Raw genomic sequence first — 17588 nt, forward strand, 5'->3', positions numbered from 1 at the left:
CGGAAGAGGCAATCGGGCAAGAGTCTTCGTTATCGAATACCTGCTCGCACCACGTCCAAAATTTCCGCGCAGCGTAAAGACGCAGAGAGCGGCATAATGTCGCTTTCTGTGAGTCCTTGTTCCAAACACTGCACGAAATGATGAATCTCACTATAAAAGTCGTCGACTTCGTACGGGATTTCTACGATCTCCGGTTCTTGTCCATCCCTATACACGGTCAACCTTGTTGGACGATGCAGATCCTCGACGACGATATGACCTTTTTCTCCGCGAAGGACGGCTATGCGATCCTTTTTCCGGTCAAAAGCGCATTGTAGCTGTGCACGGACATTTTCCGTTTCCAAACGGGCGTCCACATACAACTCAACGGAATCCTGTATCTCTGATCGGATCGATTCCAAACGCATGTCTCCGAATGAAAAATCTTCGATCCAGCTTGCGCAGTATGTACCGATATCCAGCAGCGCTCCTCCGTGATCCGGCTCCGTATGATAGGTCGCTTTGTCCAGCTGAATTTTATCGCAAAAGCTAGTTTCGATTGACATTACGGCTCCGATTTCTCCTGCATCCACTCTACGCCGCAACTCTCGATATAGCGGCACAAATCTTGGCTTCATCGCTTCCATAAACAACACATTTCGGCTGCGCGCTGCATCTGCGATATCTTGCATTTCCTCTGCATGGAGTGCCGCCGGTTTTTCGCACAAAACGGCTTTGCCCGCATCTATAGCTTGGATTGCCCATTCCCGGTGAAGTTGATGCGGCAGTGCCAAATAGATCGCGTCGATCTCGGGATCAGCTAACAGTTCGTCATGCGACAAATACAGCTGATGGACTGGATAATGGTCGGCAAAAGTCTTCAGCTTATTCTCGTTACGTCCGCTAATCGCATAGAGCGTGCTATTCGGCTCATGCACTAGAGCAGCGGCGAAACGATAAGCGATATTCCCTGCGCCGAGAATTCCCCATTTGATCATGAAATCCACTCTTTTTTAAGCAGTGCGTACAAATAGGTATTCTCGTATTTCGGCGTTCCGTCTTCGTTTTTCGTAAACGAGATAAACTCCTTCATACAGCCTTCTTGGCGCATGCCCAGCTTTTCGCACAGCTTTTGCGATCTAAAGTTGTCGTCTTCCGCATAGGCGTACACCCGTCTGGCGCCTTGTTCCGTAAACAAATCGCGAAGTAGCGCTTCCGCACTTTCTCTCGCCAAGCCTTTACCTTCGTAAGCCGCATTAAAATTCCAGCCGACGCTGAAAGTATCCGGTTCTTCTTTGATCGCAAATAGTTCGCCGATCAACGCATTGTTTTCTTTGAGCGCGACGGCAATTTGGGAATCGTCTGTACTTTTTTTGCGAACTTCTGCCAAAGCTTGATCTAAGTTATCCATTTTGCCATCTAAAAAGCAGTTCACCCGAGGATCGGAGGTGTACGCGAATAGTCCCTCGGCGTCTTCTTCCGTGAAATTGCGTAAAATCAAACGTTCCGTTTCGATCGGTTTCATAAAAGGTGCCCCTTCTTTCCGTGTAGAAGTTTATACCTCGATTGTAACGCGAAGTTATGTTTTTGATGTGTCTTATTTTGAACTTAGCACAAAAAAAGGACGCGGCATTTCTGCCGGTCCTTTTGTTCAAGTGCTTCAATCTTCAATTAGCGAGACTTTGTAGCTTCTGCTGCTTCTTGAGCTTTCAGCTCGGCTATCAGTTTATCGCCTTCGACGTCCAGATTCGGCAAGATACGATCCAGCCATTTCGGAAGCGCCCAAGCTTTATCACCGAATAGCGACATGACCGCAGGAACAAGCGTCATCCGAATCACGAACGCATCGATCAAAATCCCGATCGCGAGTGCGAAACCGATTTGTTTGATCATAATATCATGCGTAAAGATAAAGCCCGCGAATACCGCAACCATGATGACGGCAGCAGCTAATACGACGCGGCTGGCTTGACCGTAACCATGAACGACGCTGTCGTTCCCGCGATGCCCATGCACATAAGATTCGCGCATCGACGAGACAAGGAATACCTGATAGTCCATCGCCAGACCGTACAAGATCCCTGTAACCATGATTGGCATAAAGCTCAAGATCGGACCTGCGGTATCAAAAGCGAAGACTTGATGCAGCCAGCCCCATTGGAATACCGCTGTGGTCAGCCCGAACGTTGCCAAAATACTGAGCAAAAATCCGACTGTCGCTTTGATCGGAACGACGATCGAGCGGAAAACGAGCAGCAAGATAATGAGCGACAACACTACGATAATGCCGACGTAGATCGGGAAGACTTCGGCAAGTTTCGCGGACATATCGATATTGACTGCCGTCATACCGGTTACGCCAAGCGATACTCCGTTATCCGTCGCCAACGCAGAATTATCGTCGCGAAGCTCTGTCACGAGATCCGATGTCGCTTCGTCGTTCGGCCCTGTTTTCGGAATCACGCTGAGCATCGCGAGCTTTCCGTTCTCGCTAACGCCAAGCGGCGATACGACCGAGACATTATTCACTTGCTGAATACCTTGCGCCAAAGCGCCAAGCGTTTGCGGGGTAACGTCTTCTCCGTTTGTCGATTCAGCGACGATTAGCAATGTACCGTTGTACCCTTCGCCGAAACTTTTGGAGATTGCATCGTAACTTTGACGCTTCGCGGTATCCAGATCGGCAGAAGCCGCCGAAGGAATCGCCAGATCCATTTTCAATGCCGGAATCGCCGCGACGCCAAGAACGACGACAATCAGCACAATAACGCCCCAACGGTATTTGATCACGCCGTGAATCCAGCGTGCTTTTGCTTGTTTTTGCGCACGTTGTGCTTGCTTCGCTGTTTCTTTTTCTCTAGCTTTGCGGGAGCAAATACGTTCTCCGATCAGTCCAAGTAACGCTGGAAGCAGCGTCAATGCGATCAGGACGTTCAGCAATACCGTCACCGAAGCGACCAATGCCATCGTGCTCAAGAACGTAATGCCGATCACCAGCAGACCGCATAACGCGATAATAACGGTCAAGCCTGCGAAAAACACCGCGCTGCCTGCGGTTCCGATCGAACGGCTTGCCGCTTCTTTGGCAGTTAATCCTTGATCGAAAATGAGGCGGCGTTGACGGTTGATAATAAACAGTGCGTAGTCGATCCCGACCGCAAGACCAACCATCAAAGCCAACACGGGCGTGATTGAACTCATGCTGAGGTAAGTCGAGAACGCATACGCGCCGCCGACGCCGATCCCGACGCCGAACAACGCAACGAGCAGCGGCAGCCCTGCGCTCACTACCGAGCCAAGCGTCATGATGAGGACAATGACGGCAACGACCAATCCGTACACTTCATTGCTGCCGACCGGAATATCGAGCGGCAACAACGATTCGCTCGGTAAGACGTCGAGACCTGTTTGGTCCGCAACGCCTTCGACCGTGTTGATGACCGATTCTTTGACTTCGTCAGACACCGCCGATTGCTGCACGGTGAATTGGAACTGGAACAATGCCGCGCTGCCGTCATTTGCCACCGTCACCCCAATAACCGGGGCGCCGTCCACCATCAGTTGGTGGTACGGCAGATCCGCCGCTGCGGCACCTTGACCGGCTGCCGCGCCAGCCGCCGCGTCGCTACCTTGCGCCGCTCCAGCACCTTGCTGCGCTGCGCCTTCTGCCGCGCCCGCTTCGCCGGCGCCCTGCTCCGCCATGCCAGCGCCTTGCTGGGCATCGACTTCGCTACCGCCTTCTGTTCCGGCTCCGGCTGCGTCGCCGCTTTGCCCTTGCTGCGCCGCCGCGTCTGCGCCTTGCGCCGCACCCGCAGACGTCTCGCCCATACCCGCCGCACCTTGGGCGGCTTGGGCTTGAGCTTGCGCCATCGCTTGTGCAGCAAGCTCAGGAGCGTTCAATACCTGATCCAAGCCGTATACATCGTTAACGGCTGCTTGAATCGCCGCTAACCGCTCCGGCGTATCGAGACTTTCGCCTTCGGGCGCGACGAACACGACGCTGCCTTGACCGCCCGACGCTTCCGGCTGCACTTCAGCCAACTGGTCGAGCACTTTTTGCGATTCCGTGCCTTCGAGCTTCATATCCGAACTTACGCTCACGCCGTTCACGCTGAGCATCGTAATCACGAGCGCCAATACGACAACCCATCCTCCGATAAACAACCACGGTTTGCTATACGCCGACTTGCCTAATCTGTACAGAAATTTAGACACTTATTTTTCGCTCCTCAAAATCCATTTTTCAAATAACCAAACGTCATTTCCAAAAACTGATCGAACGGGATCGCGTTAGTCTGCTTATCCGCATCTTCCCCAACCTCTTCACCTGCAAAGCGTACCGGAACTTCTTCTTCGAGAATCGACAATACGGCTCCGAACACAGCGCCGACCAACAGATGCGGATACCCTAGCGGATAGCGATCTCCACATACTCGCTTGACCTCGAAATGCCCGGCTTCTTGCAGACGATGCAAGACGTTCAACACATAAGGTTCAAGCGTCGGATACGACTTCGACAAAGCAAACAATTGACGCAGCTTACGCAGCAAATTCGCCGTAAAGTTCATTCTCAACCATTGATAAAGCGCGTCTACCGGCGATTCTTCCGAAATCTTATCTACTTCTTGCAACACTTCGGCACGCTGCTTCTCGCCTTGCACACTGGTGACGGAAATAACCGACATCGCAACCGCTTCTTCTTTACACGAAAAATGATTGGCGAACGTTCGCCGCGAATAATGGGCACGTTGCACCACATCTTCAATCGTAAATCCGTCCAATCCTTTTTCCAAAGCCAGCTCAAAAGAAGTCTGTGCCAACACATGCCACGTTTCTTCTTTTTTCAAATCCCGCAAACTTTGTTTTGCCATGCTCTACCCTCCGATCTTGCTCTGAAAATGACTATAGCATTTCGTTGCCCATTGTGCAATTTTACACATTGAGAATCGAAAAAGACTTTTAAGCGCACAAAAAAACCGGAAAGCTGACCGCAGTCAGTTCCGGCTTTAAGAATTGTTACGAATATTCGCTACTTTTAAAAAAGGTGCTTCCGAAAATCAGTCTCCGGCAGAAGTTCCTTTATCCCCGCTAACACGAGTAGACTTGTTCGTAGCCCGATCTTCCGAAGCACCGAATCCTGTCTGCTGATCGGATTTCCCGCTCCATTTCGCAACTAACAGACCGCCGATTCCGCCTACGATGGCAGGCAACAACCAACCTAGACCTACGGTATATAGAGGCAAAATTTCAGTGAATAAATGTTCAACTGCCGTCAGTTGGATACCGGCGGTTTTGATGCCATCGAACAAACTCACGAGGAACGTCATCAGCATCACGCCTTGATACACTTCTTTTTTACCTTTGAACAGCGGATGCAAAAAGGTCAGAATCACCAATGCAATGACTAGCGGATACAGCATCATCAGCACAGGTTCAGAGACTTTGATCAGCCCGTTCAAGCCGATATTCGCTACTAATGCGCTAAATGCCGCCAAGAAAATCGCGATCTTTTTGTACGAAAATTTAGGGAATAGGCTATGGAAAAAGGTCGAGCACGACGTAATCAATCCGACGCAAGTCGTCATACAGGCTACCGTAATCATCAGCCCAAGCAAGATCGAACCGTAAGATCCGAAGTAATGCGACGATACCGCAGCGAGCACGTCCGCACCGTTACTCATCACGCCGAACTTGCCTACGCTGGAAGCGCCCATATACGTAAGCGACGTATAGATGAAAGCGAGCAATACTGCCGCGATCAGGATCGCTTTCAGGCAAGCGCTCATCAAAGCCCCGCGACCTTGTACCCCACGTTCTTTTAACGCGCCTACGATAATGATCCCGAAAATCACGGCTGCCAGTGCATCAAGCGTCAGATAGCCGGATTGGAATCCTTTGAAAAAAGCATTTGCCTCGTAACTCACATCGGGGGCTTCGAATTTCGCAATCGGGTACAGCAATGCCGCGATAACCAAAATCCCGATAAACGTTAATTTCATCGGAGTCAGTACCCGCCCTACCACATCAATAATGCGAGTAGGATTCAGCGATAACAGACAGGCGATCCCGAAAAAGAAAAGGGTGAAAATCGCCAATGCCACATGATGCGAATCGGCTTGCGGCAACAGCGGTTTTACGCCGATCTCAAACGAGACGCTGCCCGCTCTTGGCATCGCAAAAAACGGCCCGATTGCCAAATACAATACGATCGTGAAAATCAGCCCGAATGTCGGATTCACGCGGTTAGACATTCCTCTCAGATCGCGTTCGCCCGAAAAGACAAACGAAGCCACGGCGATCAGGGGCAAACCCACGCCCGTAACCAGAAATCCAGCGTTCGCCGACCAGATATTAGAGCCTGCCATCTGACCAAGCATCGGTGGGAAAATCAGATTGCCTGCTCCGAAAAACAAAGCAAACAACATCGATCCCAATATAATAATGAGCGACAAAGGCGCTTTTTTCGACATATCATTATCCTCCTGTTGTAAAAACTATCTCTATGGTCCGATCATCGAAAAGTAAATCGGTCTATTGTGCACGCTGTCCGTAATAAATCTCGATCGCCCGGTTCCAATTGCGGCGGACAATCAATCTGGCTTCTTCGCGGTCGCCGCGTTCGAACGCTTGCAATAATTTTTCATGATCTTCGATCGAATCTTTCGTTAAAATAATCGAGTTATGGAAAAACAATCGCCGCACATGGGCTTGGAACATCGAGATGGTATTCGAAATATACGAATTATCGGTCAGCTCCACGATCAAGCCATGAAACTCTTCGTCGAGTTTGAGTGCATAAGCGGTATCGCCTTTGCCGAGCGCTTCGCCGAATTCCATATTGAGTTTGCGTAACACTTCGATCTGTTCCGGTGTGATCGTCTCGGTAACGAGTTCCGCGGCGAGCGATTGCAGCGCGGCAAGCGGCGGTAAAATTTTCGTAATATCGGCACCGTCTACTTCGGTAACTTGAGTCGAAACGCCGGGATTCATCTCGACGAAACCTTCTGCATTGAGTAGTTGAAGAGCTTCTCGAACCGGTGTACGGCTGACGCCAAGTGCGCTCGCAAGCTCCGCATCGTTAAGCTTTTCGCCCGGTCGCAGCGTTCCGTCAACAATCCATTCTTGAAGTTGTTGAAACGCGCGTTGCTTCGCCGATAATCGGTTAGGTGTCGAAAATCCTGCTGGGATCGGCATAATATCCTCCTTCAAAAGCTTACATTGTCGTGACAAGATTTGTTCATTATAATCCTTCAAAATCCTTCATGCAATATATTGCATACATTTTTTAAAGTTTTTTTATCCACTCCAGACGCACATTACGGATTAAGCGTTTACACGAACGTTGCTATCACTTGTTTTAGAGATTGAAATGTCTATATCAACGTAATTTTCATCAAAAGAAGGAATTTGAAGGAAATTGGTTCTTCGTCCATATCGGGTACAGACGTTCGCTTATGCGTGGTATAATAGCGGATAGCATCATACAGCCCTTGAAAAAGCGGAACGGGAGAAGATAACGTCATGAACGAAACCCCTATATTTACCGACGAACAATGGAATACATTAATCCAAAACGTTGCCGCGACTTACGATGACGTGACGTTAAAAAAAGGATTTCTATATGAACGGATCGGCGTACAGCAGTTGACCGTATCGGAAGACCGCACACTCCATGCCGAAGTAAAAGAAGGCAGTTCGATTTGCCAAGTCGAATTGGCTCTGGACGCTCCTGCGGACGGAAGTTGCACTTGCGTGGACCGCAAACCTTGTCGTCACCAAGCCGCGGCGCTGATGAGACTTGCGAGATTGCGCGGACGCCCGGTATCCGCACTAGCGAATGCGAGCGCTACAGCTTCGTCAGGAGCTAAAGTAGCGAAGACTACCGAAGAAGCTTCTTCCCGTTTTTCATCAGAAAAAGCCTCGGAAGAAAGCGGGCAGGATTCGAGCGCATCTTCTAATGAAGAATCGCGTAAGCCGCAGCCGGGTATCGAACAAGCTTCTGTGCTTGCGGCTGCCCCGGTCTCGACTTGGATTCGGCGCTTCGAACAAGCCGCGGCGGCTTTGTCCGGGCGCACGCGCAACCCTAAATTCGCCGAGTTAACGCTGAGCGGGATTTTTGAAGAAATGCCTCCGTTGGATGCGGGGATTGAGCAGCTGTATCGACTGAACGCTCACCTTTTCGTTTTGAAAACGATGAACGCTTCGGCGGTCGGCTACTACGCTCATTTGGCGGTGTCCGATACTCTAACTGGAATCAAAGAAATTTTAAAGCAACCTCTTGCCGACCGATCGGATATTCAGATCCAAGATCGTTTGAGCGAAACTCTCCATTTGGTGCGGCGAGGAATGTTGACCGAAGAACGCGAGCAAGATGCTTTTTCCCAAAGCTATTACGGTATTTTGCAAAATTGGGCGGCTCCACAGCCATCCAATACGGAGCAGAGTAAAGAGTACGAAGATGTCTACGAATCGGAACTGCAATATTTAATGGACGAAGAACGGGAACTGGGACGGTCGATGAACCGGCAAGCTTGGCTGGGTGCGAATGCTTGGAGTCGGTTCTGTATCCGTCAAGACGACAAAGCTCAAGCCCTTCTGACCGAAGCGGCGGACAAACCGTATTTTTCACTCAAAAAGTTACCGGACTTCTTGACTCCTCTTGCCAAAACTAAGCAATGGGATCGTCTGGTGCATTGGTTGAATATATTCGGCCCGTTATTGGAACGCGCACGAACGGGATTAAACGATTACGGTCGGTTATGGGACGAAGCCCTTACGCAGCGTCCAGACGCCGAACCTTTGATGTGGGAAACCCTAAGCCTGATGTTGCCTTACGCAGCAGATTTTTACGAATCCAAGTTGTTGGAACGCGAGCGTTGGGACGATTGGATGGATTATCAACTGGCAACGGGAGCGGAACCGGCGAATTTCAAAGTGACCGAGCTTGCTCCTATCGAAAAAAACGCGCCGGAACAGCTGCTGCCTTTTTACCATCAAGCGGTTGAGCGGTTTGTCGAGCAACGTAACCGAGACGGCTACAAACGCGCGGCGAAGCTGCTTAGACGACTGGAAAAGTTATATAAAAAGATGAAGCAAGACGAACGCTGGGATACCTTTATGGAACTGTTTAATGCCCGGTACGGCAGGCTTCGAGCGCTGCAAGAAGAATTGAAGAAAGGAAAACTGATGCCATGAATGCAGTAATGGAGACGGTCACGGTACATGCCGTGTTAAGCGAATACGGCGATGCGCTGATTTATGGAAGCAAGCCGACTTACGGATCGATGCCGGGTCTTTATTTCAAACAATTGCTGTTCGCGCGTCACGAAGAATCGTTTTACGGGACAAGTCTGGAGATTCAGCAAAGCGGCGAATTGGAACTCGTCGTGCTGCCTGCGGAGATGGTGCTGTCTTTTTTCGCGGAACAATCTCGGCTGCGCTCCATTCATTGGAATTTCGAAGGCGACGCGCAGCTGCTGATTCGTCATGCTCCGGCGCTTGCGGCAAGTATCGCGAAGCGAGCGTACAAACCGGACTTCGGCGCGTACCGTTCCGGTAAGCTGCAATGGAAATGGGATCGTCACGCGCTCAAAGAACGCGAATACGTCTCGATTCTGGCGGCGCTCGATCGCGGCAAGCTTCAAGGCACCAATGCCGAAGCGGAAGCGCTTGAGACGCGCAAGCAGCAAAGTCAGGAAGAAGCTTACGAAGAAGCGATGTTCGGCGGACGCGATGCGGACGAAGTCGCGGCAGAAGAAAATTTTCTAAAAGGGCTGCGCGAAGCGTATTCGGCGGCGGTCTTCCAGCGGCGTTACGGCAGCGAACAAGCGGCGCTCGATTTGCGCCGCGAGCATCCTCGCCTTTTCGATCGCGGCGCTTCGGCGGCGGGGCTCGACGAAGACGCTTGGTTGATCGCGGTCGGTTGGCGCGAAGATACCATGCCGTTCCGCCCGGTTGTCCGCTTCTTGGAGCCGAATGAAGAGAGCGCGGATTGGCGGTTGGAACTTGCGTTGCAAGACAAAAAAGACGAGACGTCGCTTACGCCGATTACATTGTCGGATACGGGAGAAGCCGCCGGGAAGTGGAATAAGTTATGGGACAAGCATGTGCGCGAACGCAGCGCCGAATGGCTGAAAAGCTTACGGACGGGACTTCCGACTTCTCGCGTCGCGGCAAGCACGGATATTTTGGGACGCGGGATGAACGGCCCGTCGGCTTGGCAGTTTTTGACCAAAGACAGCCCGCGGCTACTGGATAACGGCTGGCGCGTATTGCTGCCGGCATGGTGGCAAGCGGCAAGCAAAAAGAAACCCAAGCTCAAAGCGCGGGTCAATGAAGAAGAAGGCGAAGGAAAAAAAGGCGGCAAATCGGTATTCGGCCTTGATTCCGTGCTCAACTTCGATTGGCGGATCGCGATCGGAGACGCGGAATTCAGCGAAGAAGAATATATGGAACTTGCCGCGCGCAACGAGCGGCTTGTGCAGTTCCGCGGCGAATGGGTCGCGCTTGATCCGGCGCTGCTGACGCAGATCAGCCGCGCGATGAACGGCTTGGACAAGCGCAGCGGCTTGTCGTTCCAAGATATTATTCAATTGCAATTGCTCAAAAAAGAAGAACAAGACGGAGAAGACGCCGATCATGCGCGTGCCGAACTGGAAGCGCGGCTAGAGATCGAAGTACAACTGAGCGGGCATTTGTCGGCGCTGATCGACCAACTCAGCCAAAAAGAAGCTTGGCCGGAAATCGCTATTCCGCGCGGTCTGCGCGCCGAACTGCGCAATTACCAGCGCGAAGGCTTCGGCTGGCTCGCGTTTCTGCGCCGCTTGGGGCTAGGCGCTTGCCTTGCCGACGATATGGGTCTCGGCAAAACCGTGCAGCTGATCTCGTATCTGCTGCACGTCAAAGAAAGCCGCGCCGAAGCCCACGCGGCAGGTCAACCGCTGCGCGGCGGCGTTCCCGGCGGCGGAAGTGCCGCCAATGCCCCGGCATGGCTGCCCAAAGACGACGGCATTATCCGTCCCGGTTCCTATCCGCTGGAAGCTTCTCTGATCATTTGCCCCACTTCGTTACTGGGCAACTGGCAGAAGGAAATCGCGCGCTTCGCGCCTGACCTTCGCGTCATGCTGCATTACGGAAGCAACCGGCGAACAGGCGAATCGTTCGCCGCCGCGGCGTCGGATGCCGACGTCGTGCTGACGTCTTACGCCACCTCCGCGCTCGATCAAGACCTGCTGCGCGGCTTCGATTGGTTGACGATCTGCCTCGACGAAGCGCAGACGATCAAAAACGCGCAGACCAAGCAGTCGACGGCGATCCGCAGTTTCCGTGCGCTGCACAAAATCGCGTTAACCGGTACGCCGATCGAAAACCGGCTATCCGAATTGTGGTCGATCTATGATTTTATGGTGCCCGGTTATCTCGGCGGGCCGAAGTCGTTCCAGGAACGATTCGCGAATCCGATCGAGAAAGAACAAAACGAAGAAAAAATCGGCGAGTTGCAAAAACTCGTCAAACCGTTTATGTTACGGCGCAAAAAGAAAGATCCGAATATCCAATTGGATCTGCCGGAAAAAAACGAGATGAAAACCTATATCCATCTCACTCCCGAACAAAGCGTTCTGTACGAACAAGTCGTCAAACAATTGCTCAAAGAAATGCCGCAGCTTGAAGGCATGAAGCGCAAAGGCGCGATCCTATCCGCGCTCACGCAGCTCAAGCGGCTATGCGATCATCCGGCACTGACAGCCGGCGAATCCGCCGAACCCGACGACCAGCCGGATTTGGATACATTAATCGAACAATCCGCGAAGTTGTCCCGCCTTGTCGCGATGGTCAAAGAACTTCGCGCCGAAGGCGAACGCTGCCTGATCTTCACGCAGTATATCGGCATGGGCGAAATGATGCAGCGCGTCTTGAGCGAAGAACTCGGCGAAAATGTGCTGTACCTGAACGGCAGTACGCCGCGAACGGTACGCGAGCGTATGATCGAACAGTTCCAAGAAAAGCAGCAGCCTGTAGGCGAGACCACCGCTGTATTCATATTATCGCTCAAAGCCGGCGGCGTCGGGCTGAATTTAACCGCAGCCAATCACGTCTTCCACGTCGACCGTTGGTGGAACCCGGCTGTCGAGAATCAGGCAACCGACCGCGCTTACCGCATGGGTCAGACGAAAGACGTTCAAGTCCATAAGTTTATTTCGATCGGAACGCTCGAAGAACGAATCGACGATATGCTGGAAAGCAAGCAACAGCTTAGCGATAGCGTTATTGCAGGTTCCGAAGGTTGGATTACCGAACTCTCGGATAGCGCGCTGCGCGATCTGTTCACCTTGCGGCAAGGCTAACGCTCAGCGGGTTACCCGTAAAACGGATATATTGATAAAAGGAGCTTGACGATGACCGCTAACGAACAAAGTTCTCCATTAATTAAAGCTTACGAAATTCCGGAACCCGAAGAATATATCGAACTTCGCGTCGCGGGCGGGATGAGCACTCGTACACTCGAAGCCGCGCAAAATGGGCTGCCCAATTCTCTGTTTTGCGTGACATTGCGCCAAGACGGTAAACTGGTCGGGATGGGTCGCGTAATCGGCGACGGTGGCTGCGCCTATATCATCTCAGATATTGTGGTTCATCCATCGGTGCAGCGCCGGGGTCTAGGCAAAATCATCATGACCGAAATCGAAACGTATTTGGATGCCAACGTCCCGGTCGGTTCGTTCGTCAGTCTGATTGCCGATACGCCAGCCGATCATCTGTATCGACAATTCGGATTTATCGAGACGGCTCCGGCTTCGATCGGGATGTACCGTCCAAGCCGTCCTCGTACTTAATTATTAATTTGCTCTAAAATTTAAACTTAAAAAGGTCTGATCAAAGGATAGTTCACACTTGTCCTTTGGTCAGACCTTTTTTGCATTAAGATAAATTCTATTTAAGAGTAGTTCTTAATTCTTATAGCAAGTTTCGTAATAAGATTTTAGATTGAGGACTACACTTCTACAAGCAGCCCCGTTTTCATCATAAATTTCTTCAAATACGTTTAAACTTTTAGATCTGTTGTTCCCTTCTCCAGCCGATTCGTTTTTGATATCGAGTATTTCGTTATTTTTCCATTTTATTTCTACAATATCTTTGCCCGTAGAATGATAAACAATTTTGGTTTGTCCAGTTTTAGCAAAACTCACTTCAACGAAAATTTCTGCATGCCCGGTAGCTCCCCCAACCGGTTTCCAGTAAACACGTGCTGTTTGATTTTTGTCCGGTGATTCAACAGATTCGGTTAAAGGTTCTGCTTTTGCCAGAGAACCGAACGTATAGGTATATCGATTAACTACAAAAAATAAGCTTAATACGACTAAAATGATAGCGACGATCTTATATTTTTTTTCATTTCTCCATCCTTTCAGTCTCGATAGAACCTGGAAGCAAAACTCGAAATAAGTCTCTCCGTAATGAACTCGTTTCTATCCAATAGATGATTTGCTTTTAAACAATTAAACGTCTGATTTTCACCTCTAGTTACGCATGAATTTATATAATTGAATAAAATGATTTCCTCAAAGCTTTTTATGAAAATTTAAAAAGCTACTGCCTGATTACAGACAGTAGCTTCAAACCTTCTAACTTTTATTGAATTTCCGCCGCTACTCCAAAATGATCCGATACGACAGGACCGTTTTTTCCGTCCAATACGACTTCCGATTTCTGCGTATCGATCTCTTGGCTACACAAAATATAATCGATCCGGCGCGGTTCTTTGTTATTTTCCCAGCCGCCGATCGCTTTGAGAATCGTCGATCCTTCGTCTTTGACTTTAGCCATCGTGTGCAGATCTTGCCAGCCTTTTTGAAGAACGTAATCGTAGCCTTCATCCCGGATTTGCGCGACATTGTTCAGATCGCCTAGCAAGAACACCGGATCACCGGAATTTCGCAGCGGCTTAAGCAGTTGCTCCGCGTTATCCCACTGTGGGCGGAACGGTTCTTCTTCGTCATGCCACCAGCCGCAATGCGCGCTGCACGCCCATACCGGCTTTGACTGTGATTCGTCACTGAACGTTTTGACTGCAAGAAGACGACGCGTTTTGTAATTATTATAGTCGCGAAGCTCTGATATATAGCCGTATACCGTATCGGTAATACGTTGTTTGCTTAGTACCGCTACGCCTTCGTCATAACGCCCCTTGTACGCGCCATGCGTCGATAGCCATGTCCAGTAATAAGGAGCATCTAACTGTTGAAGTAACAGCAGCGCGTAATTGTCGCTACGGATCACCGTTCCGACTTCTGTTTCGATATATTTCAACAACGATTCACCTTCTGCGACTTCGGAATCCGCACGTTGGTTCACTTCTTGGAGCGCGATCAGATCGAAATCCCGTTCGTTGATAAAAGCGGCTAATTCCGAAATCTTGCGTTCTTGTTCGTCTTCATGCCAAGCATGCGTATTTAATGTGAGTAATTTCATAGGTCCACCTACATTCTTGAATTTTGAATTTCCACTGACAAAAAAAAGGGCAAAACCGGCTTTTTCAAGCACCGCTTCGCCCTCTTCAATTCAATGATTCTACAACTTCCATAAGCGACATAGCAAGCATGTATACAGATCTACTCGTATATTCGATCTGCTCGCTTTTTTGTACGCTTACGCAAAGTCTTCTCTAATTATCGTGTTGATGATTCTTCGGGCGGCAAAATCGGTCGGTTGATTACTGGCGAAGCCAATACGACAGAAGTTTGTACATTGCCAAAATCCATCAAACAATCGACAAGTTTTTTTAGCCCCTGAGTTCCGGCTACAGTCGCCTGAAGAAAATGGCTCGCGTTCCCCGTTACGCGATGGCATTCGACGATATCCGTCTCTGCTTGTGCCCATTCTTCAAATTCTTTTGGCGTGACCCGAAGATCCGTAACCTGCAAGATCAGCCGAGTATCTCTACCCACTGCCGGCGGAGATACACGCGCCGTATATCCTTCGATTACTCCCCGTTCTTCGAGCCGATGTAACCTTTCCGCTACGCTAGGACGGCTTAAAGCCAATTCCTGTGAAATCGAAGTGATATTCATGCGTGCGTTTTGTTGCAACAAACTAAGAATCTTGACATCCAAAGCGTCCAATTTCCCCATCACCCTATTCCGCTTTGCCTTATGAATCTTTGAAACGTTTACTATTATATCATTCTTGAGTCAAAAAGCGGTATCCGACTCCAGGTTCGGTTATGATGAAACGGGGTTGCGAAGGATCTTCTTCTAACTTTTTGCGCAGATGCCCGATATAAATACGCAAATAATGACTATCCCCTTCGTCATGCTGGTTTCCCCATACTTGCTGAAGCAGCTGGCGTTGGGTGACGACCTTGCCCGCATGCGCGGCTAAAGCTTTTAGCAGATCATATTCGGTTGGGGTGAGCTTGATCCGCTCTTCGTTCAATTCGACGATTCGCTGCGCCAAATCAATCGTCAACGACCCGCTACGGATAATCGGTTCGTCGGTCGATTTTGCGCTATGACGAAGCGCCACGCGGATACGCGCGACCAACTCACCCATGCCAAACGGCTTGGTGATATAATCGTCTGCTCCTGCATCGAGAGCCGTGATCTTGTCTGCTTCTCGATCTTTCGCCGTGAGCACAAGGACAGGGATACCTGACCAATCGCGAATACGCATAAGCACTTCCATTCCTGTCAGATCCGGCAAGCCGAGATCCAATACGATCAAATCGGGATGAAAAATCGAAGCTTGCCGAATCCCTTCTTCGCCCGTATCGGCTTCTTGAACGACATATCCGTGTGCAGCCAAAGTCACTTTTAACAATTTACGGATTTGAGGTTCGTCGTCTACGATCAGAATCCGTGCGCCTGCATGGGCTTCATTCCCCATCTTGTCCACTCCTTTTTTCTGGCATTTCCGGCAAAGGCAGACGCACCCACACGATTGCGCCTTGCTTGCCGTCGGTTCGAGAAGCTATAGCGATCTCCCCGCCGTGCAGATCCGCGATTCCTTTGCAGATCGCAAGCCCAAGCCCCGTTCCCGAGACATGTAGCGTAGAATCGGAACGATAAAATTTTTCGAATACCCGTTGTTCCTCGCCTGCGGTAAGCCCCGATCCTTCATCGGCAATACTTAGCACCAAGGTATCTTCGCTCACTTTGGCTTCAATATCGATCACACTGCCGTCTGGGCTATATTTGATCGCGTTCCCCAGTATATTATCGATCATTTGCTCAAGCAGCACTTCGTCTCCGCGTACCATCGGCAATTCATCCGGCAGATTCACGCGAAGTTTGCGATGACCGCGAATATCTTGGATTTGCGCAAGGGATACGCCGAGCAAATCTTGAATATCGCACCATTCCCGCCTTAGTTGCAACATCCCGCTTTCGAGTCTCACCATACCCAGCAAATTTTGCACCAGACGGTTCATCCGCATCGAACCGCTCCGAATCGTCTCCAACAACTCCATCCGATCTTCTTTGGAAAAAAGTTCGTCGTTCTCGATCAACCCCGTTGCCGAACCGATCACCGCGGCAAGCGGCGTACGCAGTTCATGCGAGACCGAATCCAAGATCGCCGCGCGAAGCCGCTCTGATTCTGCGGTCAAATGCGCGAGCTTCGCTTCTTCCGCCAAAGTAAACCGGGCAATCGCGGCAGCTGCCAAGCCGCATAACGCTTCTAATAAAAGCTGCTGTTCTTCGGTCAACCAATTGCCAGTGTTTCTCTGATCGGCAGGCACCCGTAACACCAATACGCCGTAAGTTCGTTCTTCGGTACGGAGCGGCATATAACGTCCCGGAAGTTCTCGCAATGTCTGCGATCCTCGCCCCACTTGTTGACCTTCTTCATACACCATGCGCACCAACACTTCTTCTTCGCGCACACGTTCATCGTCTCGGCTGGTATCCGGCGACGAAGCATGTACGCGGCGGAGCGTACCGGACGAATCCGGCAAATAGACAGACGTCTCCGCTCCGATCGTTTGGGTAAGCTGCTTCGTCACTCCGTCGAGCAGCGAAGACACGTCCGACACTTCTCCGATCTGTCGACTGAACGCATACAAAGACGCCGTATGGGCTTCGCGCTGACGCGCTTGCTGAGCTTGCCGTTTGAGTCGGTCTGCCAAACTTGCGGTCAAACCCGCTACCGACAAGTACACCCCGAACGAAATCAAATACCGCAAATCCGATACGGTAAAGCTTAATTGCGGCGCAATAAAGAAAAAGTCGAGCGCAAGCACCCCAACTCCTGCGGCAAAAAGTGCCGGAAACAATCCTCCATACACTGCGCTCAGCAGCACCGGAAACAAGTAAATCAACGCGATATTTACGATTTCCAATTCTTCGGCGTATATCCCCAATATCCAAGTCAATACGCTGATCAACAAAGTCAACAAGACGTAAATCAACCATTTCGGCATTCTTTCTATATTTACCTTTTCCATGTTCTGGATCTCTCGCTTCCGCTTTTGGATGGGTCTGGTTCTTAGTATAAGTCAACGATCTTCAGTATAGCGAAATCGCGACCGTAAAACCGTATAAAAAACGCATAAATATATGTCGTAAAGGTGTAAAAATAGCGTAAAAATAAACGAAAAAACGCGTAAATAGAAC

The 17588-nt window shown here is 50.4% G+C and carries 14 protein-coding genes; 3 read left to right on the forward strand and 11 right to left on the reverse strand.

Annotation, left to right across the window (positions count from 1 at the left end; all coding sequences use genetic code 11):
- Window positions 1–29: 29 nt before the first annotated feature.
- The 6 genes from NOM90_RS12300 to NOM90_RS12325 all read right to left on the reverse strand — a co-directional run bounded on the left by NOM90_RS12300 (window position 30) and on the right by NOM90_RS12325 (window position 7173).
- Window positions 30–977, reverse strand: coding sequence for a Gfo/Idh/MocA family protein (locus NOM90_RS12300; protein WP_255942302.1), 948 nt, complete (start codon window positions 975–977; stop codon window positions 30–32).
- Window positions 974–1504: a GNAT family N-acetyltransferase gene (locus tag NOM90_RS12305; RefSeq protein WP_255942303.1), complete on the reverse strand. Its 531-nt coding sequence runs from the start codon at window positions 1502–1504 to the stop codon at window positions 974–976. Before NOM90_RS12305 ends, NOM90_RS12300 begins: the two co-directional genes overlap by 4 nt.
- A 146-nt stretch (window positions 1505–1650) precedes the next feature.
- Complete coding sequence (locus NOM90_RS12310; protein ID WP_255942304.1) at window positions 1651–4194, reverse strand: MMPL family transporter; 2544 nt, start codon at window positions 4192–4194, stop codon at window positions 1651–1653.
- Window positions 4195–4208: 14 nt separating this feature from the next.
- Entirely contained in the window at window positions 4209–4850 is a 642-nt protein-coding gene (locus NOM90_RS12315) for a TetR/AcrR family transcriptional regulator (RefSeq protein WP_255942305.1), read from the reverse strand.
- A 186-nt stretch (window positions 4851–5036) separates the two neighbouring features.
- Window positions 5037–6449: a branched-chain amino acid transport system II carrier protein gene (gene brnQ, locus NOM90_RS12320; RefSeq protein WP_255942306.1), complete on the reverse strand. Its 1413-nt coding sequence runs from the start codon at window positions 6447–6449 to the stop codon at window positions 5037–5039.
- 61 nt (window positions 6450–6510) lie between these two features.
- Window positions 6511–7173 (reverse strand): GntR family transcriptional regulator, encoded by a 663-nt coding sequence (locus NOM90_RS12325; RefSeq protein WP_255942307.1) that lies wholly within the window; start codon window positions 7171–7173, stop codon window positions 6511–6513.
- Between the two features lie 327 nt (window positions 7174–7500).
- Here NOM90_RS12325 and NOM90_RS12330 point away from each other — a divergent pair, with 327 nt between their 5' ends.
- From NOM90_RS12330 to NOM90_RS12340, 3 genes are read left to right on the forward strand one after another with little or no spacing between them, the layout of a single operon-like run.
- Window positions 7501–9174, forward strand: coding sequence for a hypothetical protein (locus NOM90_RS12330; protein ID WP_255942309.1), 1674 nt, complete (start codon window positions 7501–7503; stop codon window positions 9172–9174).
- The gene (locus NOM90_RS12335; RefSeq protein WP_255942310.1) at window positions 9171–12323 is read left to right on the forward strand and encodes a DEAD/DEAH box helicase; all 3153 of its coding nucleotides are present in this window, start codon (window positions 9171–9173) and stop codon (window positions 12321–12323) included. The genes NOM90_RS12330 and NOM90_RS12335 overlap by 4 nt, the downstream gene beginning before the upstream one ends.
- Window positions 12324–12374: 51 nt before the next feature.
- Window positions 12375–12812 (forward strand): GNAT family N-acetyltransferase, encoded by a 438-nt coding sequence (locus NOM90_RS12340; RefSeq protein WP_255942312.1) that lies wholly within the window; start codon window positions 12375–12377, stop codon window positions 12810–12812.
- Window positions 12813–12926: 114 nt separating this feature from the next.
- Here the strand turns inward: NOM90_RS12340 and NOM90_RS12345 are convergent, their stop codons facing one another.
- From NOM90_RS12345 to NOM90_RS12365, 5 genes are all read right to left on the reverse strand, one after another.
- Complete coding sequence (locus tag NOM90_RS12345; protein WP_305121019.1) at window positions 12927–13388, reverse strand: DUF5412 family protein; 462 nt, start codon at window positions 13386–13388, stop codon at window positions 12927–12929.
- A 220-nt stretch (window positions 13389–13608) separates the two neighbouring features.
- Complete coding sequence (locus NOM90_RS12350; RefSeq protein ID WP_255942314.1) at window positions 13609–14448, reverse strand: endonuclease/exonuclease/phosphatase family protein; 840 nt, start codon at window positions 14446–14448, stop codon at window positions 13609–13611.
- A gap of 197 nt (window positions 14449–14645) precedes the next feature.
- The gene (locus tag NOM90_RS12355; RefSeq protein ID WP_370866602.1) at window positions 14646–15107 is read right to left on the reverse strand and encodes an Lrp/AsnC family transcriptional regulator; all 462 of its coding nucleotides are present in this window, start codon (window positions 15105–15107) and stop codon (window positions 14646–14648) included.
- Window positions 15108–15156: 49 nt separating this feature from the next.
- Complete coding sequence (locus tag NOM90_RS12360; protein ID WP_255942315.1) at window positions 15157–15861, reverse strand: response regulator; 705 nt, start codon at window positions 15859–15861, stop codon at window positions 15157–15159.
- Window positions 15851–17419, reverse strand: a complete 1569-nt coding sequence (locus tag NOM90_RS12365; protein ID WP_255942316.1) for a DUF4118 domain-containing protein — start codon at window positions 17417–17419, stop codon at window positions 15851–15853. Before NOM90_RS12365 ends, NOM90_RS12360 begins: the two co-directional genes overlap by 11 nt.
- Window positions 17420–17588 lie beyond the last annotated feature (169 nt).

This window comes from Saccharibacillus sp. JS10 (genome assembly GCF_024436065.1).
Classification (GTDB): Bacteria; Bacillota; Bacilli; order Paenibacillales; family Paenibacillaceae; genus Saccharibacillus.

Coding starts and splice junctions, on each gene's coding strand:
- NOM90_RS12360 (WP_255942315.1), bottom strand. CDS start 15,861: ATGGGGAATGAAGCCCATGCAGGCGCACGGATTCTGATCGTAGACGAC.
- NOM90_RS12315 (WP_255942305.1), bottom strand. CDS start 4,850: ATGGCAAAACAAAGTTTGCGGGATTTGAAAAAAGAAGAAACGTGGCAT.
- NOM90_RS12330 (WP_255942309.1), top strand. CDS start 7,501: ATGAACGAAACCCCTATATTTACCGACGAACAATGGAATACATTAATC.
- NOM90_RS12325 (WP_255942307.1), bottom strand. CDS start 7,173: ATGCCGATCCCAGCAGGATTTTCGACACCTAACCGATTATCGGCGAAG.
- brnQ (WP_255942306.1), bottom strand. CDS start 6,449: ATGTCGAAAAAAGCGCCTTTGTCGCTCATTATTATATTGGGATCGATG.
- NOM90_RS12340 (WP_255942312.1), top strand. CDS start 12,375: ATGACCGCTAACGAACAAAGTTCTCCATTAATTAAAGCTTACGAAATT.
- NOM90_RS12350 (WP_255942314.1), bottom strand. CDS start 14,448: ATGAAATTACTCACATTAAATACGCATGCTTGGCATGAAGACGAACAA.
- NOM90_RS12365 (WP_255942316.1), bottom strand. CDS start 17,419: ATGGAAAAGGTAAATATAGAAAGAATGCCGAAATGGTTGATTTACGTC.
- NOM90_RS12305 (WP_255942303.1), bottom strand. CDS start 1,504: ATGAAACCGATCGAAACGGAACGTTTGATTTTACGCAATTTCACGGAA.
- NOM90_RS12355 (WP_370866602.1), bottom strand. CDS start 15,107: ATGGGGAAATTGGACGCTTTGGATGTCAAGATTCTTAGTTTGTTGCAA.
- NOM90_RS12300 (WP_255942302.1), bottom strand. CDS start 977: ATGATCAAATGGGGAATTCTCGGCGCAGGGAATATCGCTTATCGTTTC.
- NOM90_RS12335 (WP_255942310.1), top strand. CDS start 9,171: ATGAATGCAGTAATGGAGACGGTCACGGTACATGCCGTGTTAAGCGAA.